The 21,474-nt window shown below is 64.6% G+C and carries 18 protein-coding genes; 16 read left to right on the top strand and 2 right to left on the bottom strand.

Going from position 1 to position 21,474, the window contains the following annotated elements:
- The first annotated feature begins 33 nt into the window (after positions 1-33).
- On the top strand, positions 34-1,140 hold the full coding sequence (locus Q358_RS0107100) for a pyridoxal phosphate-dependent aminotransferase (protein WP_027961413.1): 1,107 nt from the start codon (positions 34-36) through the stop codon (positions 1,138-1,140).
- 21 nt (positions 1,141-1,161) lie between these two features.
- On the opposite strand, the gene Q358_RS0107095 is transcribed toward Q358_RS0107100, so the two are convergent.
- The gene (locus Q358_RS0107095) at positions 1,162-3,120 is read right to left on the bottom strand and encodes a sigma-54-dependent Fis family transcriptional regulator (RefSeq protein ID WP_027961412.1); all 1,959 of its coding nucleotides are present in this window, start codon (positions 3,118-3,120) and stop codon (positions 1,162-1,164) included.
- Positions 3,121-3,451: 331 nt separating this feature from the next.
- Here Q358_RS0107095 and Q358_RS0107090 point away from each other — a divergent pair, with 331 nt between their 5' ends.
- The 5 genes from Q358_RS0107090 (at position 3,452) to Q358_RS0107065 (ending at position 9,888) form a co-directional block, all read left to right on the top strand.
- A complete protein-coding gene (locus tag Q358_RS0107090; protein ID WP_027961411.1) occupies positions 3,452-5,248 on the top strand; it encodes a flavin-containing monooxygenase in 1,797 nt (598 codons plus the stop codon).
- A 120-nt stretch (positions 5,249-5,368) separates the two neighbouring features.
- Positions 5,369-6,436 (top strand): 2,3-butanediol dehydrogenase, encoded by a 1,068-nt coding sequence (locus Q358_RS0107085; protein WP_281172973.1) that lies wholly within the window; start codon positions 5,369-5,371, stop codon positions 6,434-6,436.
- 517 nt (positions 6,437-6,953) lie between these two features.
- Positions 6,954-8,162, top strand: coding sequence for an MFS transporter (locus Q358_RS0107075; RefSeq protein ID WP_027961409.1), 1,209 nt, complete (start codon positions 6,954-6,956; stop codon positions 8,160-8,162).
- Positions 8,159-8,284 (top strand): hypothetical protein, encoded by a 126-nt coding sequence (locus tag Q358_RS19040; protein ID WP_281172972.1) that lies wholly within the window; start codon positions 8,159-8,161, stop codon positions 8,282-8,284. Before Q358_RS0107075 ends, Q358_RS19040 begins: the two co-directional genes overlap by 4 nt.
- Positions 8,285-8,595: 311 nt before the next feature.
- On the top strand, positions 8,596-9,888 hold the full coding sequence (locus Q358_RS0107065) for a glycerophosphodiester phosphodiesterase family protein (RefSeq protein ID WP_051530237.1): 1,293 nt from the start codon (positions 8,596-8,598) through the stop codon (positions 9,886-9,888).
- Positions 9,889-9,890: 2 nt separating this feature from the next.
- Here the strand turns inward: Q358_RS0107065 and Q358_RS0107060 are convergent, their stop codons facing one another.
- The gene (locus Q358_RS0107060) at positions 9,891-10,769 is read right to left on the bottom strand and encodes a helix-turn-helix transcriptional regulator (protein WP_027961407.1); all 879 of its coding nucleotides are present in this window, start codon (positions 10,767-10,769) and stop codon (positions 9,891-9,893) included.
- Between the two features lie 125 nt (positions 10,770-10,894).
- Here Q358_RS0107060 and Q358_RS0107055 point away from each other — a divergent pair, with 125 nt between their 5' ends.
- The 10 genes from Q358_RS0107055 to Q358_RS0107015 all read left to right on the top strand — a co-directional run bounded on the left by Q358_RS0107055 (position 10,895) and on the right by Q358_RS0107015 (position 20,967).
- Entirely contained in the window at positions 10,895-11,599 is a 705-nt protein-coding gene (locus tag Q358_RS0107055) for an ABC transporter permease (protein WP_027961406.1), read from the top strand.
- A complete protein-coding gene (locus Q358_RS0107050) occupies positions 11,596-12,321 on the top strand; it encodes an ATP-binding cassette domain-containing protein (protein ID WP_084286478.1) in 726 nt (241 codons plus the stop codon). Before Q358_RS0107055 ends, Q358_RS0107050 begins: the two co-directional genes overlap by 4 nt.
- Positions 12,322-12,380: 59 nt before the next feature.
- Positions 12,381-13,196 (top strand): ABC transporter substrate-binding protein, encoded by an 816-nt coding sequence (locus tag Q358_RS0107045; protein WP_027961404.1) that lies wholly within the window; start codon positions 12,381-12,383, stop codon positions 13,194-13,196.
- A gap of 141 nt (positions 13,197-13,337) precedes the next feature.
- Positions 13,338-14,507, top strand: coding sequence for an isovaleryl-CoA dehydrogenase (locus Q358_RS0107040; protein ID WP_027961403.1), 1,170 nt, complete (start codon positions 13,338-13,340; stop codon positions 14,505-14,507).
- 98 nt (positions 14,508-14,605) lie between these two features.
- The gene (locus Q358_RS0107035) at positions 14,606-16,213 is read left to right on the top strand and encodes a carboxyl transferase domain-containing protein (RefSeq protein ID WP_027961402.1); all 1,608 of its coding nucleotides are present in this window, start codon (positions 14,606-14,608) and stop codon (positions 16,211-16,213) included.
- A 136-nt stretch (positions 16,214-16,349) separates the two neighbouring features.
- Positions 16,350-17,216, top strand: a complete 867-nt coding sequence (locus Q358_RS0107030) for an enoyl-CoA hydratase/isomerase family protein (RefSeq protein WP_043487833.1) — start codon at positions 16,350-16,352, stop codon at positions 17,214-17,216.
- Positions 17,213-19,279, top strand: coding sequence for an acetyl/propionyl/methylcrotonyl-CoA carboxylase subunit alpha (locus tag Q358_RS0107025; protein ID WP_027961400.1), 2,067 nt, complete (start codon positions 17,213-17,215; stop codon positions 19,277-19,279). The genes Q358_RS0107030 and Q358_RS0107025 overlap by 4 nt, the downstream gene beginning before the upstream one ends.
- Positions 19,280-19,282: 3 nt before the next feature.
- Positions 19,283-20,182, top strand: coding sequence for a hydroxymethylglutaryl-CoA lyase (locus tag Q358_RS0107020; RefSeq protein WP_027961399.1), 900 nt, complete (start codon positions 19,283-19,285; stop codon positions 20,180-20,182).
- Positions 20,183-20,404: 222 nt separating this feature from the next.
- Complete coding sequence (locus Q358_RS18165; protein ID WP_084286477.1) at positions 20,405-20,650, top strand: type II toxin-antitoxin system CcdA family antitoxin; 246 nt, start codon at positions 20,405-20,407, stop codon at positions 20,648-20,650.
- Entirely contained in the window at positions 20,650-20,967 is a 318-nt protein-coding gene (locus Q358_RS0107015; RefSeq protein ID WP_027961398.1) for a CcdB family protein, read from the top strand. The genes Q358_RS18165 and Q358_RS0107015 overlap by 1 nt, the downstream gene beginning before the upstream one ends.
- Positions 20,968-21,474: the final 507 nt, after the last annotated feature.

The raw sequence follows: 21,474 nt of genomic DNA, 5'->3' as shown, positions 1-21,474 counted from the left end.
GACAATAGCTGGCATCAACGACTGGAGGCCGACATGCCCCGCTTCCCCGACCACCTGACCGGCGACGGTCCCCACAACCCCTTCCCCGGCGTGCGCGTGCTGGAACGCCGCCTGGGCCGCGAGATCCCCCATCAGCTGGGCTCCAACGAGGGGCTCGACATGCCCCACCGCGCCCTGCGCGAACGCTTCGGCGACGCCCTGGCCGAACACGTCTACAGCTACGGCGATGCCGAGGCGCTGGGCATCCGTCAACGCCTGGCAGAGCAGAAGGGTATCCCGCTGGAAGCGATGCTGGTGGACGCCGGGGCCGACAGCTTGATCGCCCTGACGCTGCGCGCCGTTACCTCACCCGGCGAGACAGTCGTCGCCACCCGGGGCACTTACCCTACCTTCGCCTATTTCGCCCGGGGCGAGGGGGCTCGCCTGGTGGAGGTGCCCTACAACGAGGGGCCGGGTCGCCTGGCGCCAGACCTCGAGGCCCTGGCCGGAGCCGCCCACGAGGAGCGCGCACGGCTGGTCTATCTGGCCAACCCCGACAACCCCGGCGGCCATCTCCACCGCGACGAGGACGTGCTGGCCCTGCGCGAGCGCCTGCCGGACGACTGCTGGCTGCTGCTCGACGAGGCCTACCATGATTTTCGTGACGACGCCGACGGCGAGTTCGGCCGTCGGGTGCTACCCGGGGTGGTGCGCCTGCGCACCCTCTCCAAGGCCCATGGCCTCGCCGGGCTGCGCGTCGGCTACGCCATCGCGGAGCCGGAGACCCTGGCGGTGATGATGAAGGTACGCATCCACTATGCGGTGTCGACACTCAGTCAGGCCGCCGCCGAGACGGTGCTGGACGCCCCCGGCGAGGTTGCTGCCCACGTGGCCGCAGTAAGGAAGCGCCGTGAGCGGCTGGCCACTCACCTGCGCGAACTGGGCGCCGATGTGCTGCCCAGCGCCACCAACTTCGTCGGGGTGCGCCTGCCAACTGCCGAGCTGGCCGCCGAGGTGCACAAGACGCTGCTCGACGAGGGCAAGCTGATCGCCCGCCCCGCCGATCCCGCCCTGGGCCATGTGCTGCGCATCACCGCCGTGGAGGATGCCTTGGCACCGGGACGGCTGGCGACGCTGGAGCAGGCACTACGACGCGGCTAGCATCTCAGGCCGAGCGCGGCTCTAGCCGCGCCGATTAGGAGGCACCAGCCCCTGGCGCCGCATGCGACGATAGACCGTCGGTCGCGACACGCCAAGCTCACGCGCCGCCTGGCTGATGTTCCAGCTCAGGCGCTGCAGTAGCTCCTGAAGCTCTGTCGAATCATCGACAGGCGCATCGGCGCCGGCGTGCACGCTGTCGTACAGCCGCGGCGACGTGCCTAGCACGCCCTGACATTCCTCGGGTAGGTCGTGCACGGTGATCTCTTCCCCTTCTATCGTGGCCAGCGCAAAGTCCAGGGCATTGCGCAGCTGGCGAATATTGCCCGGCCAGGGATAGGCAAGCAGCGCACTCATGGCGTCGGCGCGTAGATGCACCGCGCCACCGCGCTCCTCGAGTAGCGCCTGATAGACGCTTCGAATCACGAAATGGCGGTCGGCCCTGTCACGCAGGGCCGGCAGTCGCAGCGGCGCACCGTTGAGCCGATAGTACAGATCCTCCCGGAAGCGGCCCTCGGCGATTAACTGTGCCATGTCATGATAAGTCGCGGTAATGACGCGAATATCCACCGCTACCGATTTGTCTGCCCCCAGCGGCATCACTTCGCGTTCCGCCAGCACTCGCAGCAGACGGGTCTGCAGCGAAAGCGGCATATCGCCTATCTCATCCAGGAACAAGGTGCCACTGCTGGCCTGCTGGATCAGCCCACGCATTCCCTGACGGCGCCCACCAGTGAAGGCGCCAGGCAGGTAGCCAAACAGCTCACTCTCGATCAGCGATTCGGGAATGGCCGCGCAGTTGACGGCTACGAAGGGGCCGTCGCCCCGCGTACCGCTGTCATGCAGGGCCCTCGCCAGCACCTCCTTGCCGGTTCCGGTCTCGCCGGTAATCAGTACGCCGACGGTCTCGTTGCGCAACCGTCGGCTCAGTTTGAGCAGTCGGCGCATGGCAGGATCATCGCCTCCCAGCTGATCCAGAGCCGGCACCGGGGCCGACGCCGCCACATGTTGTTCGGCGAGGCGCCGCCGCGGCGGCTCGATCAGCGTGGCGAAACAGATGGTATCGCTGGCTCGGATGCGGAAGGCATAAATCTGGTCGTCACCTCGGCGCGACAGGGTCAGCAGATCGCCCAGCTCGGCGTCAAGCAACTGAGTGGCCTTGATCCTGGACGTGGATGACCAGGCGGGCCAGCGACGCAAATGCGCCGCGATCAGCTCTCGCCCGTTACCATTGGCGGCGATGATACTGCCATCCTCTTCCATGGCGATCAGTCCACGGCCGTTGAGATGCACAAACGGGCGCGCCGAGTCATAGCGCAGTACCAGGCAGTCGCGATAGCGGTGCAGGAAGTAGGCATCTTCAATCATGCGCGCATGCAGGCTGACCAACGAAAGACCGAAGTTCTGGCTCTCCAAGGAGCGAGGCGATTGCAGAGCCGAGATATCGAGCACCGCCATGACGCGCCCCTGGGGGTCGCTGATGGGAGCGGCCGAACAGGTCAGGGCGATATGTGTAGCATCGAAATGTTCGTTTTGATGGCAGGTAATCGCCTGCCCCTCATGCAGACAAGTGCCAACGGCGCAGGTGCCGGCAAATCGCTCGTCCCAGTCGGCACCGAGATAGAGCCCGGCACGACGAAGCGACAGGTCATTGCCGGGGTCACCGCGGAAGTCCACGGTGACCCCCTGGCGGTCGGTCAGCAGCAGCACATAGCCCAGCGGTGCAGCATGGGTGAAGAGCTGATCAAGGCCGGCCCGCGCCATGTGCAGCAGCTCATCCACGGGATCCTGATGCTCACGAAGCGCCTGCTGGCTCAGCACGCGCACCGGCCGTGGCCGCGCAGGATCGAGCCGATACTCTCCTACGCAGCGTTCCCAGGAACGACGAATCACCTCGCGACACGGTGACACCTCGCTACCGCGCCACTCCCCCAGCCTCATCAGCGTTTCGATATGCGTACGCTGGTCGGTTCTCAGCCTCATCGCTGCCTCCACGGCCTGCCGACATCGCCGCACCCGCCCTGCGGATGTTGCTCCATCATCAGCCTATGCCAACCAGGGTCGGTGTCAATCGCCCCAAGCGACCACCTGACCCGCGGCGCTACAGGTGTAACACCGCGCTACACCTGCGCCGTAACAGCTGTCACGCGCTGTGCGAGCTGCCATTCTCTTGTGATCAAGATTCGTCTCACACATGGGCTGTAAAACTTTCGTTTTTTCAATTGAATAGAGAAAGCAGCGCCAGGCTCATCAAAACTGGCACGCATGCTGCATAGTGCAGAGGGCAACATCTAACCCCGAGCGGAGAACAACGATGACAACAGCAACCCCCGCACAGACCCTGCAGCAGTGGCTGAACGATTTCGGCAACGCTCTTAAGCAGGACGATATTCAACAGATCCTTTCCCTGTTCGACGATGAGTGCTTTTGGCGCGACTTGGTCGCCTTTACCTGGAATCTCAAGACACTCGAGGGAAAAGACGCCATCCAGTCCATGCTCGATGCCACCCTGGACACGACTCGACCAGACCTCTGGCGACTCGACGGCGACGTCAGCGAGGCCGACGGCGTGATCGAAGGCAGTATCACCTTCGAGACAGCTGTTGCACATTGCAAGGGCTATCTGCGCCTGAGAAACGGTAGATGCTGGACCCTGCTGACCACCATGCAAGAGCTCAAGGATCACCCCGAGCCGCGCGGCATCCACCGCCCCAAGGGGGCCGAGCATGGCGCCAACAAGCAGCGCGAAACGTGGCAGGAGGCCCGACTGCGTGAAGAACAGGAGCTTGGCTATAGCCGCCAGCCCTACTGTGTGATCATCGGTGGTGGTCAGGGTGGCATCGCGCTTGGCGCGCGGCTCAAGCAGCTAGGCGTGCCGACCCTGATCATCGAGCGCAACCCCCGACCCGGCGACTCCTGGCGCAGCCGCTACAAGTCGTTGTGCCTCCACGATCCGGTCTGGTATGACCACCTGCCTTATATCCCCTTCCCCGAGAACTGGCCGGTCTTCGCTCCTAAGGACAAGATCGGCGACTGGCTGGAGATGTACACGAAGGTAATGGAGCTCAACTACTGGAGTTCGACGGAGTGTGCAGGCGCCCACTACGACGAAGCCAGCGGTCGCTGGCAGGTCGAGGTGAACCGTAACAGTGAACGCATCACGCTGAGGCCTCAGCAGCTGATCCTGGCCACCGGGATGTCGGGTCTCCCCAACATACCGCAGTTTCCAGGTGCCGAGACATTCGAAGGCGAGCAGCAGCACTCCAGCCAACATCCCGGCCCCGACCGCTATCGCGGCAAGAAGGTCGTCGTCGTGGGTGCCAACAACTCCGCGCACGATATCTGTGCCGCGCTATGGGAGCACGACGCCGACGTCACCATGCTGCAGCGCTCATCGACCCATGTGGTCAAGTCAGACTCGCTTATGGAAGAGGTGCTAGGACCACTCTACTCGGAAGAAGCAGTAAGGCGCGGCATCGATCACGATACCGCCGACCTGCTGTTCGCCTCGATTCCCTACCGAGTACTGCCCGACTTCCAACGGGTCGCTTTCGATGCAGTACGCCGACGGGATGCCGACTTCTATTGCCGACTCGAGGAAGCAGGATTCCTGCTCGACTTCGGCGACGACGATTCCGGCCTATTCCTCAAGTATCTGCGCCGTGGATCTGGCTACTATATCGACGTTGGTGCCTGCGACCTGGTGGCCAACGGTGACATCAAGCTACGCAGCGGCGTCGGCATCGAGCGAATCAACCCGCGTTCGGTGAGCCTTAGCGACGGTTCGGAACTCGCTGCGGATCTGATCGTTTATGCCACCGGTTACGGGTCAATGAATGGCTGGGCCGCGCGGCTGATTTCCCAGGAGGTGGCCGACAAGGTGGGCAAGTGCTGGGGGCTGGGCTCCGATACCACCAAGGACCCAGGACCCTGGGAAGGCGAACTGCGTAACATGTGGAAGCCTACCCAGCAGGAGGCACTGTGGTTTCACGGCGGCAACCTGCATCAGTCACGCCACTATTCGCGTTACCTGGCGCTGCAGCTCAAGGCGCGCATGGAGGGGATATCCACTCCAGTCTATGGCCTGCAGGAAGCTCACCACCTGTCGTGAACCGATGACAGCGAGAGGTGATGCCAAATAAGAGAAATGACGCCAAACGAATGCGCCGCATCGATAAGGGCACGACACGTCCATCAACGAATACGTTCGTCCACGAATCAAGGAAACAACATGTCCCACACCATGAAAGCCGTGGTCTGGTACCAGGCTAGGGATCTGCGCGTCGAATCGGTCGAGGTGCCACATCTGGAAGACCCTCACCAGGTCAAGGTGAAGGTCGCCGCCTGCGGCATCTGCGGTAGCGACCTGCACGAATACAGCGCCGGCCCAATTTTCATCCCGGTCGACACGCCGCACCCCATCAGCGGACAGCGCGCGCCCATCATCATGGGCCATGAGTTCGCCGGCAAGGTGGTCGAAGTTGGCGAGCATGTGACTCGAATTAAGCCTGGCGACCGGGTCGCCATCGAGCCGATTCTGTCGCCTCACCAAGATGGCCGTTATCTGATGGAGCGTTATAACCTGACGCCGCTGCTGGGCTTCCATGGTCTTTCGGGCGGCGGCGGCGGATTCTCCGAATACACCGTGGTCGGCGAGCATATGGTCCACCCGCTGCCCGACAGCCTATCCTTTGAGCAGGGCGCACTGGTAGAGCCCGCAGCGGTGGGCCTGCATGCCGTGCGCCAGAGCTCATTCAAGGCGGGGGACAGCGCTGTGGTGTTCGGCGCAGGCCCGATCGGGCTGGTAGTGATCGAAGCGCTCAAGGCCGCCGGCGCCTCGACGATCGTGGCGGTAGAACCCTCGACGGCGCGTCGGCACAAGGCCGAGGAACTTGGCGCCAAGACCTTGTTTCCAGACTTCGACGACGTGGTGGGCCGCATTCACGAGCTGACTCAAGGCGGCGCCGACTTCGCCTTCGAAGTGACCGGCATTCCCGCCGTGCTGAGCCAAGCTATCAACGCCACCCACGAGGGCGGAGAGACCGTCATCGTCAGCATCTGGGAAAGCGAAGCCAACTTCCAGCCCAACGACTTAGTGATCAAGGAGCGCACGCTGAAGGGCATCATTGCCTACCGTCATATCTACCCCGCGGTGATGGCGCTGATGGAACAGGGCTACTTCCGCGCCGAGAACCTGGTGACGGCACGCATCGCTTTGGAGGATGTGGTCGAACAGGGCTTCGAAGCACTGCTCGGCGACAAGTCGCAGGTCAAGATCATCGTCGAGCCCGGACGTTAGCGCTTGCCGCTGCCGTATCAGGCGCCGTAGAACCCTCCCCAGCTCGCCGAGGTCGCCGTCGCAAAGCACCTCGGCGTGTCCGATAAGGCGGGATTCTCGGGCACGGCGCATCAGGCACTGCTCGCTAAGCGCTAATCGAGACGCTCCGCCTGACGAGGCCGTGCCATCCCAGGTTCAGCAGCGCCCCTTCTTGGCCTGACCCGGCGGGCAGAAGTGTCCGCCGCGGTCATCGTCGATGACGATCAGTGGCCCTGGGCCATGTGCTGCGCATCACCGCCGTGGCGGATGCCCTGGTGCCGGGCCGGCTGGCGACGCTGGAGCGCGCCCTGGCGTCGGGGTGAAAGCGACCCATCAGGCCTCTGAGACGAATCGAAGAGACACCGGCAAACCGGCTATCTCCGAAATATGGCTATACCTGAGGGGAATAGCCAGCCGGCTGGTGACGTGTGATAGTGGCGGCCATTAGCCCGAAAACTAGCCTCCACATCAATCGATTCTCCACACCAACGGGATGCCGATGGACTCTCTACGCCGCCACTCCCTGATGATCCTCGTGCTCGGCAGCCTGGTGGTGACCCTGGCCATGGGCCTGCGACACGGCTTCGGGCTGTTTCTCGAACCGATGAGCGCGGAGCTGGGCTGGGGCCGTGGCGTCTTCGCCTTCGCCCTGGCCATCCAGAACCTGCTGTGGGGCCTCTCGCAACCCCTGGCCGGTGCCCTGGCCGACCGCTATGGTGCCGCACGAGTGGTCGTGGCCGGCGGTGCCCTCTACGCCCTGGGGCTGCTCTTCATGGGGCTCTCCGACTCCGCATGGGGCATGACCCTCTCGGCCGGCGTGCTGATCGGGCTCGGGCTCTCGGGCACCACCTTCTCGGTGGTGCTGGGCGCGGTGGGACGCGCCGTGGCACCGGAGAAGCGCAGCATGGCCATGGGCATCGTCAGTGCCGCGGGCTCCTTCGGTCAGTTCGCCATGCTGCCGGGAACGCTGGGGCTTCTCGAATGGCTGGGCTGGTCGGCGGCGCTGCTTGTCATGGCCGCCATCGGTGTCCTGCTGCTACCGCTGGGTGCCCTGCTGCGTGACCGCCCCGCCCCCGCCGCTGCAGACGACCTGCCGCTGCGCGAGGCACTCGACGAAGCCGCCAATCATCGCGGCTTCTGGCTGCTCTGCTTGGGCTTCTTCGTGTGTGGGTTCCAGGTCGTGTTCATCGGGGTGCATCTGCCCGGCTATCTCTACGACAACGGTATCGCCGTCCAGGTGGGCAGCACCGTGCTGGCGCTGATCGGCCTGTTCAATATCTTCGGCACCTACCTTACCGGCTGGCTGGGCGGACGGTTCTGCAAGCCGCATCTGCTCAGCGGGATCTACCTGGCCCGAGCGGCCATCATCACCCTCTTCCTGGTAGCGCCCCTGAGTCCCACCACCACCTACCTGTTCGGTATCGCCATGGGCCTGTTGTGGCTCTCCACAGTGCCCTTGACCAACGGTATCGTCGCCTCGGTATTCGGCGTTCGGCACCTCTCGATGCTCGGCGGGATCGTCTTCCTCTTTCACCAGCTCGGCTCCTTCATGGGCGTCTGGCTGGGAGGCTTTCTCTACGACCTTCAGGGCGACTACGAGGTGGTCTGGAAGCTGGCCATCCTGCTCGGCGTCATGGCCGCCGCCCTGCACTGGTGGATCAGCGAGGCACCGATGCAGCGCGAACCGCGCCCGGAGGTTGAAGCATGAGTCGTCGCCTGACGCTACGCATCGCCGCTGCCGTCATTACCGCCGCTACCCTGGCCCTGGTTTGGTGGGGCTGGCACCAGCTGGACGGTGCCCTGCTGCTGCTGGGCAGCCGGCTGTGTTGAGAGCCGCCGCCTCTCAAGGATTCTGCTCATTACCCAGCGGTGCAACGCCACGGTGCAACTGGTACCAATAATCGCGGCGGCCGGGGAGTGTCAGTCGAACCACCCCGTCATCCAACTGGGAGTACGTCGATAACGACGCCGGCCATTCGGACCGACCGGATGGCCGAAGGCATCACAGGATCGTCCGGTCGCGTCAAACCTTCTACGCTGCAGGAAGTCATGTCGGTCCAATACGCCGCCCCCGCCAACCAACCGAGTGCGCCGGGCCGATGCGACGCCGCCTTTCCTTCAAGAAGAATAGCGAGGCCACCATGCAGAAACCTTCCTCTATGCCCTTCCTCATCGGCCTGGCGATGCTGCTGCTCGTTCCCGCCACCGTCGCCGCACAGGATGTCGTCTCCGCTGCCCGCCATATCACCCTGGGCCCTCGCCCACTCTTCCTGGTCCAGGACATGGACGAGGAGACCCGGCGTTCACGCGAGCTGAAGACCGAGCTTATGCATTGTGCCGCGAGCACCAGCGACTGGCAGCGCAGTGACTTCAGCATCGCTCACCGCGGTGCGCCCATGCAGTTCCCCGAACACACTCGCGAAGCCTATCTGGCCGGTGCCCAGATGGGTGCCGGCATCCTCGAGTGCGATGTCACCTTCACCGCGGACCAAGAGCTCGTCTGCCGTCACTCCCAGTGTGACCTCCACTCCACTACCAACATCGTGGCGACCGACCTGGCGCAGAAGTGCAGCGTTCCGCCATCCTTCAATGAGGCGGGTGAGCTGACCAATGCCGCGGACATTCAATGCTGCACCAGCGACATCAGTCTGGCGGAGTACCGCACGCTCCAGGGCAAGATGGAGGGTGCCAACACCGAGGCCAGCAGCGTCGAAGCCTACCTTTCCGCCACCCCCGCCTGGCGCACGGACCGCTACAGCTCGCGTGGCACCCTGATGACCCATACCGAAAGCATCGAGCTGTTCAAGGCCCTGGGCGTGAAGATGACGCCGGAGCTCAAGGCGCCGAGCGTCGAAATGCCCTTCGACGGCATGAGCCAGGTGGATTACGCCCAGAAGATGATCGACGAGTACAAGGCGGCCGATGTGCCGGCAAGCGACGTCTGGGCGCAATCATTCAATCTCGACGACGTCCGCTACTGGATCGAGAATGAGCCGACATTCGGCCGTCAGGCGGTCTATCTCGACGATCGCTACGGCCTCGACGACTTTGATCACAGCGACCCCGCCAGCTGGTCACCGAACATGGAGGAGCTGGCCGAGATGAACGTGCCCATCCTCGCCCCACCACTGTGGATGCTGCTGGCTTCCAACTCGGAGGCCGGTGACGACCAGAGCCGCATCGTTCCCTCCGTTTATGCCGAACGCGCCAAGGCAGCCGGCCTCGACCTTATCGCCTGGAGTTTCGAGCGCTCCGGCCCGCTGTCCAACGACGGCGAGTGGTACCACCGCACGACGGATGACGTGATCGACAGCGATGGCGACAAGCTGCTCAGCCTCGATGTGCTCGCTCGAGACGTCGGCATCATCGGCATGTTCAGCGACTGGCCCGCTATCGTTACGTTCTACGACAACTGCACCAGCACCCAGGGATGAATTCAGGCGTTATGGACCACTCGGCCCAGCTCGCCGAGGTCATAGCCGCCCATGGCCTCGGCGCGTTCGAGGAAACGCGACTCCCGGGCGAAGGCCAGTAGCCGCTGAACCGGCGGTTCGAAGTAGCTGCGCCGCCGCAGCGCCAGGTCGAAGTGCTCTCGGTGCAAGGGCACAAAGGCAAGCCCCTGGCGCCTCGCCGCCGCCTCCACCCCCAGCCCCGCATCGGCCTCGTCCTGGCGCACCGCCAGGGCGAGGTCATCCTCCGAGAGCGAGGGGTGCTCGGTAAACTGCAGTCGCGCGGCCTCCACACCCGCCTGTCCCAGCAACCAGGTCAGCAGGCGTCCTGCCCCGGCGTCCGGCTGGCGGTGGGCGACCCGCACCTCGGGACGCGCCAGATCAGCCATTCGCCGGATGCCCAACGGATTGCCCGGCGCCAGCAGCAAGCCCTGCCGGCGAGTCGCCCAACGCACCATCACCAGGTCACGCATGCCGCCCATCCCCAGAGCCTCGGGGCGGTTGTAATCGCCGCTCGCCGCATCCAGCAGATGCAGCCCGGCAAGCATGACGCGCCCCTCCATCAGACGCCGGACCCCATCCCCGCTGCCCTGGCACAGCAGCGCCAGCTGGGAGCCACTCTCCCGCACGGCCCACTCCAGCAGCGGGTCCTGGCTGCCGGCCAATACGACCGGTACCGGCCGGGCCGTGGCCTGGTCGCCTTCCAGATGGTTCATCAGCCACAGGTCGATGCTATGGCGAGGGAACAATAGCTTTCCCGTCACCCGAACGCTGGGAATGGCCCCCTGGCGCACCAGGTCGTAGACCTTGCGCTCCTTGAGCCGCAGATAGTCCGCCACCTCGACCGTCGTCAGATAGGTATGCATACCAGCCTCTCCACACTCACCTCCACGGATACTGCATATTACTGTTTATGGATGTTTTGATTACCTTAGTGCATGCATATTGAAACCTGAACACACAAGATGCCAATGAGACATCGGAGAACTGCATGCCCAGCGACACCAGCGCCCTGAACACTGCCCTGAGCCTGATTCTCGGCTTCGACCCCGCGCTAATGGAAATCGTGGCCCTGTCGCTGCGGGTATCGCTTGCCGCCGTGCTGATGGCCGCCGTGATCGGGCTACCGTTGGGTGCCGCCCTGGCGCTATGGCGCTTTCCGGGTCGCAGCGTCCTGGTGGTGGCATTGAACGCCCTGATGGGGTTGCCACCGGTGGTGGCAGGGCTGTGCGTCTACCTGTTGCTGTCACGCGCCGGGCCGCTGGGGGAGCTGGGGCTGCTGTTCACGCCTACCGCCATGATGGTGGCCCAGCTGGTACTGGTGCTGCCCATCATCGCCGCCCTGGCCCGCCAGCAGGTGGAGGAACTTCACCAGGAATATCGCGAGCAGCTCACCTCCCTGGGACTGTCGCGGTTGCGCATGATCCCCACCTTGCTGTGGGACGCCCGCCTGGGGCTGGTCACGGTGATCCTCGCGGGCTTCGGCCGCGCCAGCGCCGAGGTCGGCGCGGTGATGATCGTGGGGGGCAATATCGACGGCGTCACCCGGATGATGACCACCGCCATCGTGCTGGAGACCAGCAAGGGCAACCTGGCGCTGGCACTGGGCCTGGGCATCGTGCTGCTGGGGCTGGTGGCACTGGTCAACGCCGCCGCCTATGTGGTGGGCGAAACGGCCAGGAGGCGGCTGGGATGAACGACATGACAACGCACATCATGACCGACACCCCGCCCCTGAGCCTCGAGGGCGTGACCTTCACGCATCGTGGCCAGCGCCTGCTGGGCCCCGTGGATCTGCGCCTGACGGGGTGCAGGCGCACCCTGGTGATGGGCCCCAACGGCTCCGGCAAGAGCCTGATGATGCGCCTGGCCCACGGGCTGCTCGCGCCCACCCGAGGAGAAGTGTGCTGGGAGGGACGCACCCCGCGCCAGGCCATGGTGTTCCAGCGCCCGGTACTGTTGAAGCGCTCGGCCCTGGCCAACCTGGTCTACGCCCTGGCGGTGAACGGCACGCCGCGCCGGCGGCGCAAGGCGCATGCCCGCGAGGCCCTGGAGCGCTTCGGCCTGGGGCCACTGGAGCGTCGACCGGCACGCGTACTGTCCGGCGGCGAGCAGCAACGCCTGGCCCTGGCCCGCGCCTGGCTGCTCGAGCCCGAGGTGCTGTTCCTGGACGAGCCGACCTCCGCCCTGGATCCCGCCGCCATTTTGGCAGTCGAGCGCTCGGTTCAGGAGTTTCACGCTGGCGGCACCCGCATCCTGATGAGCAGCCACGACCTTAACCAGGCGCGTCGCCTGGCCGACGAGGTGCTGTTCCTCAACGCCGGGCGGCTGATCGAACACACCGACGCCGCCACCTTTTTCACGGCCCCCGCCTCGCGCGAGGCGCGGGCCTTTATCCGCGGAGAGCTGGTGCTCTAGGTCAGCCTCTTCGCACCATCCCTGAAAAACTCGACCTTTCTTAAAATAAGGAAACGACCATGCAACACAAGGCACGCATTGCACTGACCGCCGCCGGCCTGATGGGCCTCTCGATGGCCGCCCAGGCCCAGGACGGCGAGAGTTATATCACCCTGGCTTCCACCACCTCCACCGAGAACTCGGGGCTGTTCGGCGCCATCATTCCACAGTTCACCGACAAGACCGGCATCGAGGTACGCGTGGTGGCCGTGGGCACCGGCCAGGCCTTCGAGATCGCCCGCCGCGGCGATGCCGACAGCCTGCTGGTGCACGACACCGCCGGTGAAGAGACGTTTGTCGAAGAGGGCTACGGCACCGAGCGCGCCAACGTCATGTACAACGACTTCGTGCTGATCGGCCCCGACGGCGACCCGGCGGGCATCGCCGATGCCGACACCGTGGCCGAGGCGATGCAGCTGATCGCCGAGTCCGGGGCGCCCTTCGCCTCGCGCGGCGATGACAGCGGCACCAACCGCGCCGAGCTGCGTCTGTGGGACGCCGCCAACGTCGAAGCAGAGGGTGACTGGTACCGTGAGCTGGGCAGCGGCATGGGGCCGACCCTCAACACCGCCGCCGGCATGGACGCCTACGTGATGAGCGACCGCGCCACCTGGGTCGCCTTCGACAACCCGCAGAACCTCGAGCTGCTGTTCGAGGGCGATGACGCCCTCTTCAATCAATATGGCAGCATCCTGATCTCCGAAGAAGAACACCCCCACCTCAAGCACGACCTGGCCGAGCAGTGGCACCAGTGGCTGCTCTCCGACGAAGGCCAGCAGGCCATCGGCGAATTCGAGGTCAAGGGCCAGCAGCTGTTCTTCCCCAACGCCGATTAAGTGACCGGGGATTGGACATTCGTCGTACAAGCCACCGGTCGCACTTTACGTTAACGTAAACCTGTCCTAGTCTTGGGCCATACGGAATCACCATCCGCTATGGCCCCTTTGTGGCGGCCCTGACAAGAACGGGAGCTCCCCATGCACACGCCCTTCAAGCCGCTCGACTTCGGTCATGACGAAGAACTCAACATGCTGCGCGAACAGGTCAACGCCTTCGCGCGCGACGAAATCGCCCCCCGCGCCACCGAGATCGACGAGAACAACGAGTTTCCCAACGACCTCTGGCAGAAGTTCGGCGACATGGGCCTGCTGGGCATCACCGTCTCCGAAGAGGATGGCGGCACCGGCATGGGGTATCTGGCCCACTGCATCGCCCTGGAGGAGATCTCCCGGGCCAGCGCCTCGGTCGGCCTCTCCTATGGCGCCCACTCCAACCTCTGCGTCAACCAGCTCAAGATCAACGCCAACGCGGAACAGAAGGCCAGGTACCTGCCCAAGCTGATGAGCGGCGAACATGTTGGTGCGCTGGCCATGTCCGAGCCGGGCGCCGGGTCCGACGTCGTCTCCATGAAGCTGCGCGCCCGCAAGGATGGCGACAAGTACATCCTCAACGGCAACAAGATGTGGATCACCAACGGCCCCGACGCCGACACCCTGGTGGTCTACGCCAAGACCGACCCGGAGGCCGGCTCCAAGGGCATCACCGCCTTTATCATCGAGAAGGGTATGCCCGGCTTCTCCACCGCCCAGAAGCTCGACAAGCTCGGCATGCGCGGCTCCAACACCTGTGAGCTCGTATTCCAGGATTGCGAGGTGCCAGCAGAGAACATCCTCGGCGACGAAGGCAAGGGTGTACGCGTGCTGATGAGCGGCCTCGACTACGAGCGCACCGTGCTCGCCGCCGGCCCCATCGGCATCATGCAGGCCGCCCTGGATATCGTGGTGCCCTATGTCCACGAGCGTAAGCAGTTCGGCCAGTCCATCGGCGAATTTCAGCTGGTGCAGGGCAAGGTGGCCGACATGTACACCACCCTGAATGCCTGCCGCGCCTACCTCTACGCCGTGGCGGCCGGCTGCGACCGCGGCCAGACCTCGCGCAAGGACGCCGCCGGCGTCATCCTCTACTGCGCCGAGAAGGCCACCCAGGTGGCACTGGACGCCATCCAGCTGCTGGGCGGCAACGGTTATATCAACGAGTACCCCACCGGCCGCCTGCTGCGCGACGCCAAGCTCTACGAGATCGGCGCCGGCACCAGCGAGATCCGCCGCATGCTGATCGGCCGCGAGCTGTTCAACGAATCCGTTTAACCTAAGCCGTAAGCTATAAGCTTTAAGCTGTAAGTGACTGCCAAACCGGGTTTTCTTACAGCTTCAGGCTTACCGCTTACAGCTCCCCGGAGGGGTACATGGCAATCCTGAACACCCAGATCAATCCGCGCAGCGACGGCTTCCAGGCCAACGAGGCGGCGATGCGCGACGAGGTGATGAAGCTGCGTGAGCTCACCGCCGCCATCGCCCAAGGCGGCGGTGAGAAGGCCCGTGCCCGCCACGAGAGCCGCGGCAAGCTGTTCGTGCGCGACCGCATCGATCACTTGGTCGACGAGGGCTCCCCCTTCCTGGAATTCTCGGCCCTGGCCGCCCATGAGGTCTACGACTCCGCGATACCCGCCGCCGGCATCGTCACCGGCATCGGCCGCGTCTCGGGCGTGGAATGCGTGATCGTCGCCAACGATGCCACCGTCAAGGGCGGTACCTATTTCCCGCTGACCGTCAAGAAGCACCTGCGCGCCCAGGAGATCGCCCGCAAGCACCGCCTGCCTTGCATCTACCTGGTCGACTCCGGCGGCGCCTTCCTGCCCCGCCAGGACGAGGTCTTCCCGGATCGCGACCACTTCGGCCGCATCTTCTTCAACCAGGCCACCCTCTCCGCCGAGGGCATCCCCCAGATCGCCGTGGTCATGGGCTCATGCACCGCCGGCGGCGCCTATGTGCCGGCCATGGCCGATGAATCGATCATCGTGCGCGAGCAGGGCACCATCTTCCTGGGCGGCCCACCGTTGGTGAAGGCCGCCACCGGCGAGAACATCAGCGCCGAGGACCTCGGCGGTGCCGACGTTCACACCAAGAAGAGCGGCGTGGCCGACCACTACGCCGAGAACGACGCCCACGCCCTGCAGCTGGCGCGAGCCAGCGTGTCGCGGCTCAACTGGCAGAAGCGCGGCCAGCTGAAGATGCAGGAGCCCAGGGCCCCGCGCCTGGACCCCAGCGAGCTCTACGGCATCGTCGGCACCGATCTCAAGAAGCCGTATGACGTGCGTGAGGTGATCGCGCGCATCGTTGACGGCTCCGACTTCGACGAGTTCAAACGCTACTACGGCGACACCCTGGTCACCGGCTTCGCGCATATCCACGGCTACCCGGTGGGCATCGTCGCCAACAACGGCGTCTTGTTCTCGGAATCCGCCGTGAAGGGCGCGCACTTTATCGAGCTGTGTGCCCAGCGCAAGATTCCGCTGATCTTCCTGCAGAACATCACCGGTTTCATGGTGGGCTCGAAGTACGAGCACGAGGGCATCGCCAAGCACGGCGCCAAGCTGGTGACCGCCGTGGCCTGTGCCAAGGTACCCAAGTTCACCGTGCTGATCGGCGGCAGCTTCGGCGCCGGCAACTACGGCATGTGCGGCCGCGCCTTCGAGCCCAACCTGCTGTTCATGTGGCCCAACGCCCGCATCTCGGTGATGGGGGGCGAACAGGCCGCCGGCGTGCTGGCCCAGGTCAAGCGCGAGCAGATCGAGCGCGAGGGCAAGGCGTGGTCCCCGGAAGAGGAAGAGGCCTTCAAGCGGCCCACCCGCGACCAGTACGAGCACCAGGGCCACCCCAACTACGCCAGCGCACGACTCTGGGACGACGGTGTCATCGACCCGGCCCAGACCCGCGATGTGCTCGGCCTGTCGCTCGCCGCCGCCATGAATGCCGAGGTGGAAGAGACCCGGTTCGGCGTGTTTCGGATGTAATCCCACCTTGCTACGCAAGGGAGGCTGTAGGAGCGCGATTTATCGCGCGAATCGCCGCTCAGCAGCGGATACGGAAGCCAAGCGTCATTCGCCCGACAAGTCGAACTCCTACGAGCCCAACGCAGAGACGATTGCTATGTCAGCTACCCCCTCCTACTCACAACTGGAAGTCGATCAGCGCGGCATCGCCTGGCTGACGCTGGACCGCCCCGAGATCCACAACGCCTTCGATGACAGCCTGATCGCCGAGCTCAACACCCATCTTGAGCACCTTCACGCGGCCGCCCAACGGGGCGAGGTACGCGTGGTCGTACTGGGCTCCGAGGGCAAGAGCTTCTCCGCCGGGGCCGACCTGGGCTGGATGAAACGCATGGTCGAGTACGATTTCGAGGGCAACCTCGCCGATTCGCGCAAGCTCTCGGCCCTGATGCACGGCCTGGACACCTTGCCCTGCCCCACGCTCTGCCGCATGCAGGGAGCCGCCTTCGGTGGCGCCGTGGGTCTAGCCGCCTGCTGTGACCTGGTCGTCGCCTCCGAGAAGGCCAGGTTCTGCCTCTCCGAGGTCAAGATCGGCCTCTCGCCGGCGGTAATCAGCCCCTATGTGCAGCGCGCCATCGGCGAGCGCCAGATGCGCCGCTACGCGCTGACCGCCGAAGTCATCGATGCACCCAGCGCCCAGGACCTGGGCTTGGCCCACCGCGTCGTCCCCCATGACGAACTCGACGACGCCGTGGCGGCGATGCTCGACACCCTGCTGGCCGGCTCACCCCAGGCCCAGCGCGCCACCAAGGCGCTGCTCGCCGAGGTGGCCCGCGACCCCGACAGCGACGCCACCCGCGAGCATACCTGCCGAGTGATCGGCGAGCTGCGCGTCAGCGAAGAGGGACAGGAAGGCCTGACCAGCTTCTTCGAGAAGCGTCGCCCCGCCTGGACCCAACCCTCTGTTTCTGAAGACCCTGTTTCCAAGGAACAGAACCCCCGTGCCGCGGAGCCCCGCTCATGACCACTGCAATGAAGAAGTTCGATACGGTGCTGATCGCCAACCGCGGCGAGATCGCCTGCCGGGTGATGCGCACCGCGCGCGCCATGGGCCTGCGCACCGTGGCCGTCTACTCCGATGCCGATGCCAACGCCCGCCATGTGCGCGAGGCCGACGAGGCCGTGCGCCTGGGCCCCGCCGCCGCCCGGGAAAGCTACCTCAGGGTCGAGGCGGTGGTCGAGGCGGCCAGGCGCACCGGCGCCGGCGCCATCCACCCGGGCTATGGCTTCCTTTCCGAGAACGGTCAGTTCGTGGAGGCCCTCGATCAGGCCGGTATCACTTTCGTCGGCCCGCCCGCTTCCGCCATCGCCGCCATGGGCGACAAGTCCGCCGCCAAGGCACGCATGCATGACGCCGGCGTACCGCTGGTACCGGGCTACCATGGCGACGACCAGGACGATGCCCTGCTCAAGGCCGAAGCCGACAAGATCGGCTATCCGGTACTGCTCAAGGCCAGCGCCGGCGGCGGCGGCAAGGGCATGCGCGTGGTGGAATCCGGCGACGGCTTCCAGGCCGCCCTGGACGGCTGCCGCCGTGAATCCCAGGCCGCCTTCGGCGACCAGCGCATGCTGATCGAGAAGTACCTGACCCAGCCCCGCCACGTCGAGGTACAGGTGTTCTGCGACCGCCACGGCAACGGCGTCTACCTGTTCGAGCGCGACTGCTCCGTGCAGCGCCGCCACCAGAAGGTGCTCGAGGAGGCGCCCGCGCCGGGCATGAGCGCCGAACTGCGCCGCGAGATGGGCGAGGCCGCCGTGCGCGCCGCCAAGGAGATCGGCTACGTGGGCGCCGGCACCGTGGAGTTTCTCCTGGATGCCGACGAGTCGTTCTACTTCATGGAGATGAACACCCGCCTGCAGGTGGAACACCCGGTCACCGAGATGATCACCGGCCAAGACCTGGTCGAGTGGCAGCTGCGCGTGGCCATGGGCGAGTGCCTCCCTCTCGCTCAGGATGAGTTGACGATTACCGGCCATAGCTTCGAGGCACGCCTCTACGCCGAGGACCCGGAGCAGGACTTCCTGCCCGCCACCGGCACCCTGACCCGCTTCGCCCTGGATCTCGAAGGCGCCGGCCTTGGCTCTTCACAAAAGGGCTCCGAGAAGGTGCGCCTGGACAGCGGCGTGGAGAGCGGCGACGCCGTCTCCATGCACTACGACCCCATGCTCGCCAAGCTGATCGTTCACGGCGCCGACCGCGACCAGGCCCTCGCCACCCTTAACCGCGCCCTGGCCGCGCTGGATGTGCAAGGGGTCGTCACCAACCGCGCCTTCCTGCAGCGCCTGGCCACCCACCCGGCCTTCAAGGGCTGCGAGCTGGATACCCGCTTCATCGAGAAGCACGAGGAGAGCCTGTTCTCGCCGCGGGAGATCACCACCGAGGCCTACGCCTCGGCGGCCCTGATCGGTCTCAAGCAGCTCGCCCGGGAGTGCGAGAGCGACTCCCCCTGGGATCGCCACGACGGCTTTCGGCTCAACGCGCCCAACACCATTCGAATTTCCCTGTGCGCCACCGGTCACGACCTGGCCCGCGCCAAGGCACCGGACGCCGAGGATGTCGTGGTGGTCGAGGGCCGCCGCGAGACTGCCGCCGGCCCCTGGCAGCTGGTGATCGGCGAGCGCACGCTCACCGCACGCATCCAGCACCTGGAAGGCGACGCCGTGGCGGTCACCCTGGACGGCCATCGCCGTCGTCTGCAGGCCCGCCTGGCCGATAACGGCGTGGTGGTAATGGCCGACAGAAGCGGCGAGACCCGCCTGTTCTGGCGGCGTATCGATGCCATCGACCACGGCCAGCACGAGGCCGAATCCACTCTCACCGCCCCCATGCACGGCACCGTGGTGGCGCTGCTGGTGGAGCCGGGTCAGAAGGTGGAGAAAGGCATGCCGCTGATGGTGATGGAAGCCATGAAGATGGAGCACACCATGGCCGCCCCCGCCGATGGCCACGTGGAGAGCTTCCACTTCGCCGCCGGCGACACCGTCGGTCAGGGCGACGTGCTGCTCGAGTTCGCACCGGAGGAGTAACCCATGGCATTTCCCAAGCAGGTACGCCTGGTCGAGGTCGGCCCCCGCGACGGGCTGCAGAACGAGCCCGAGCCGATCGCGACCCACACCAAGCTCGAACTGATCGACCGCCTCGGCGCGGCTGGCATCCGCTATATCGAGGCGGCCAGCTTCGTCTCCCCCAAGTGGGTACCGCAGATGGCCGATCACCGCGAGGTGATGACCGGCCTTACCCGCCGTGACGGCGTCACCTACGCGGCGCTCACCCCCAACCTCAAGGGGCTGGAAGCCGCACTCGAGTGTGGCGTCGAGGAGGTTGCCGTATTCGGCGCCGCCTCCGAGGCGTTCTCCCAGAAGAACATCAACTGCTCGGTGGCCGAGTCCCTGACCCGCTTCGAGCCGGTGCTCGAGCGCGCCCGGCAGGCCAACGTGCGGGTCCGTGGCTACGTCTCCTGCGTGTTGGGCTGCCCCTACGAGGGCGAGATCGCCCCCGCCAAGGTGGCCGAAGTGAGCAAGGCACTCTTTGAGATGGGCTGCTACGAGGTCTCGCTGGGTGACACCATCGGTACCGGCACCCCGCTCACCGCCAAGCGCATGCTCGAGGCGGTCAGCCGCGACGTACCCATGGAGAAGCTCGCCGCCCATTTCCACGACACCTACGGCCAGGCGATCGCCAATCTCTACGCCGTGCTCGAGGAAGGCATCGCGGTTATCGACAGCTCCGTGGCCGGCCTCGGCGGTTGCCCCTACGCCAAGGGCGCCTCCGGCAATGTGGCCAGCGAGGATGTGGTCTACCTGCTCAATGGCCTCGGCATCGAGACCGGCATCGACCTCGACGTCCTCGCCGCTACCGGCACCTGGATCACCCAGACCATCGGACGGCCCAACCGCTCCAAGGTCGGCGTGGCGCTCGCCGCCAGGTAATCGCAACGCCAGAACGAGAAAGCCCCTGAGCCAGGATATCGGTTCAGGGGCTTCTTATTGTAGCGATCAGTTACTTTTGCTGGAGTTTAACGCCTTGGTTTTGCGGCGAGCCGGAGCGCTAGCCCATGCGCGTCCATCAACAGTCGCTGGCTTAATGCTTGAATGCGCATTGAGACGCGCATAGACTGAAGTCATGCATTAAACAGACACTTGGAGGCTCCGGTGACCGAACTCTACAACGCAGCCGCACCCAAAAAAGCAGCTAACCTCTCAATTAATAGCGATTTGCTGCGTAAGACTCGGGAACTGAACATTAACTTGTCCGCTACCCTGGAGCGAGCCCTGAAAGAAGAACTTTCCAAACGCGAGGCAGCCCAATGGGTCGAAGAAAATCGTGCTGCGATAAAAATTTACAATGATTTCGTCGAACAAAACGGATGCTTCGGCGACGAATTCAGGGAGTTTTGATGGCACAGTTTGATGTGTATCTCAACCCAAACAAAACCAGCAAAGCGCACTATCCTTACCTCGTCGATATTCAAAGCAGCCTGCTGAGCGAACTAGCAACTCGAATCGTCATCCCTTTGGGGAAACGGTCCGCCTTTGGTAGCGAGGCCATGCAAGGCCTCACACCGGAAGTCAGCTTTTTCGAGCAGGAACTTCTATTGTTAACCCCACAAGTTTCTTCAGTTCAAAAAAAGCATCTCAAAAATTCGGTTGGTTCTCTATCGCATTTCAGAGACCAGATTGTTGGGGCTCTGGATCTGGCCATCACTGGCATTTAACACTTTTATTTAGCGGCGCCCCGACAGGAGGAGGAGCCGGTGCAGACCGAAGGCCGGAATGAACTACAACAGCTTGTTAGGCCGGTGACGTATCGACTGCAGCCAGAACAACCACAACCCAAATTCCAAGCACAGCAAGAAAATTGACGGTGAACACGATCCCCTGAATCCGTGAAGCCGGCGCCGACACTCCCCCTATCACCGCCAGCGAGCATTTTTTGACCATTCGCCCCGTGCAAGTTGGCTTTCGCAAGCCCATTATTGCCAAAACCCACCGTGCTGATCGGTGCTGACGGCCCGTTTTGTCATGCCTTTCCACCCGCCAGGCACGACATATCTGGCGATCGCGTGTCGCTTGGAACTGCTTGTGGATAGAGTGTCGCCGATTGACGGTCAGCATGGCGTTCCTCGTGGATAACGCAGTCGGCTCCGCAGCGTCTTGAGCACCGTCATGCGCCCGATATCCTGCCCGAAGTCGAGGATGATCTGCCGTGCCTTGTGAATCAC

The organism is Halomonas halodenitrificans DSM 735 (assembly GCF_000620045.1).
GTDB classification, from domain to species: domain Bacteria; phylum Pseudomonadota; class Gammaproteobacteria; order Pseudomonadales; family Halomonadaceae; genus Halomonas; species Halomonas halodenitrificans.
Note: the sequence above shows the minus strand (reverse complement) of the source record. Positions and strands in the feature narration are given on the sequence as shown.

Bases quoted from the DNA above. Each gene is read 5' to 3' on its own strand.
- Q358_RS0107100 (WP_027961413.1), top strand. From the start codon at position 34: ATGCCCCGCTTCCCCGACCACCTGACCGGCGACGGTCCCCACAACCCC.
- Q358_RS0107095 (WP_027961412.1), bottom strand. From the start codon at position 3,120: ATGAGGCTGAGAACCGACCAGCGTACGCATATCGAAACGCTGATGAGG.
- Q358_RS0107090 (WP_027961411.1), top strand. From the start codon at position 3,452: ATGACAACAGCAACCCCCGCACAGACCCTGCAGCAGTGGCTGAACGAT.
- Q358_RS0107085 (WP_281172973.1), top strand. From the start codon at position 5,369: ATGTCCCACACCATGAAAGCCGTGGTCTGGTACCAGGCTAGGGATCTG.
- Q358_RS0107075 (WP_027961409.1), top strand. From the start codon at position 6,954: ATGGACTCTCTACGCCGCCACTCCCTGATGATCCTCGTGCTCGGCAGC.
- Q358_RS19040 (WP_281172972.1), top strand. From the start codon at position 8,159: ATGAGTCGTCGCCTGACGCTACGCATCGCCGCTGCCGTCATTACCGCC.
- Q358_RS0107065 (WP_051530237.1), top strand. From the start codon at position 8,596: ATGCAGAAACCTTCCTCTATGCCCTTCCTCATCGGCCTGGCGATGCTG.
- Q358_RS0107060 (WP_027961407.1), bottom strand. From the start codon at position 10,769: ATGCATACCTATCTGACGACGGTCGAGGTGGCGGACTATCTGCGGCTC.
- Q358_RS0107055 (WP_027961406.1), top strand. From the start codon at position 10,895: ATGCCCAGCGACACCAGCGCCCTGAACACTGCCCTGAGCCTGATTCTC.
- Q358_RS0107050 (WP_084286478.1), top strand. From the start codon at position 11,596: ATGAACGACATGACAACGCACATCATGACCGACACCCCGCCCCTGAGC.
- Q358_RS0107045 (WP_027961404.1), top strand. From the start codon at position 12,381: ATGCAACACAAGGCACGCATTGCACTGACCGCCGCCGGCCTGATGGGC.
- Q358_RS0107040 (WP_027961403.1), top strand. From the start codon at position 13,338: ATGCACACGCCCTTCAAGCCGCTCGACTTCGGTCATGACGAAGAACTC.
- Q358_RS0107035 (WP_027961402.1), top strand. From the start codon at position 14,606: ATGGCAATCCTGAACACCCAGATCAATCCGCGCAGCGACGGCTTCCAG.
- Q358_RS0107030 (WP_043487833.1), top strand. From the start codon at position 16,350: ATGTCAGCTACCCCCTCCTACTCACAACTGGAAGTCGATCAGCGCGGC.
- Q358_RS0107025 (WP_027961400.1), top strand. From the start codon at position 17,213: ATGACCACTGCAATGAAGAAGTTCGATACGGTGCTGATCGCCAACCGC.
- Q358_RS0107020 (WP_027961399.1), top strand. From the start codon at position 19,283: ATGGCATTTCCCAAGCAGGTACGCCTGGTCGAGGTCGGCCCCCGCGAC.
- Q358_RS0107015 (WP_027961398.1), top strand. From the start codon at position 20,650: ATGGCACAGTTTGATGTGTATCTCAACCCAAACAAAACCAGCAAAGCG.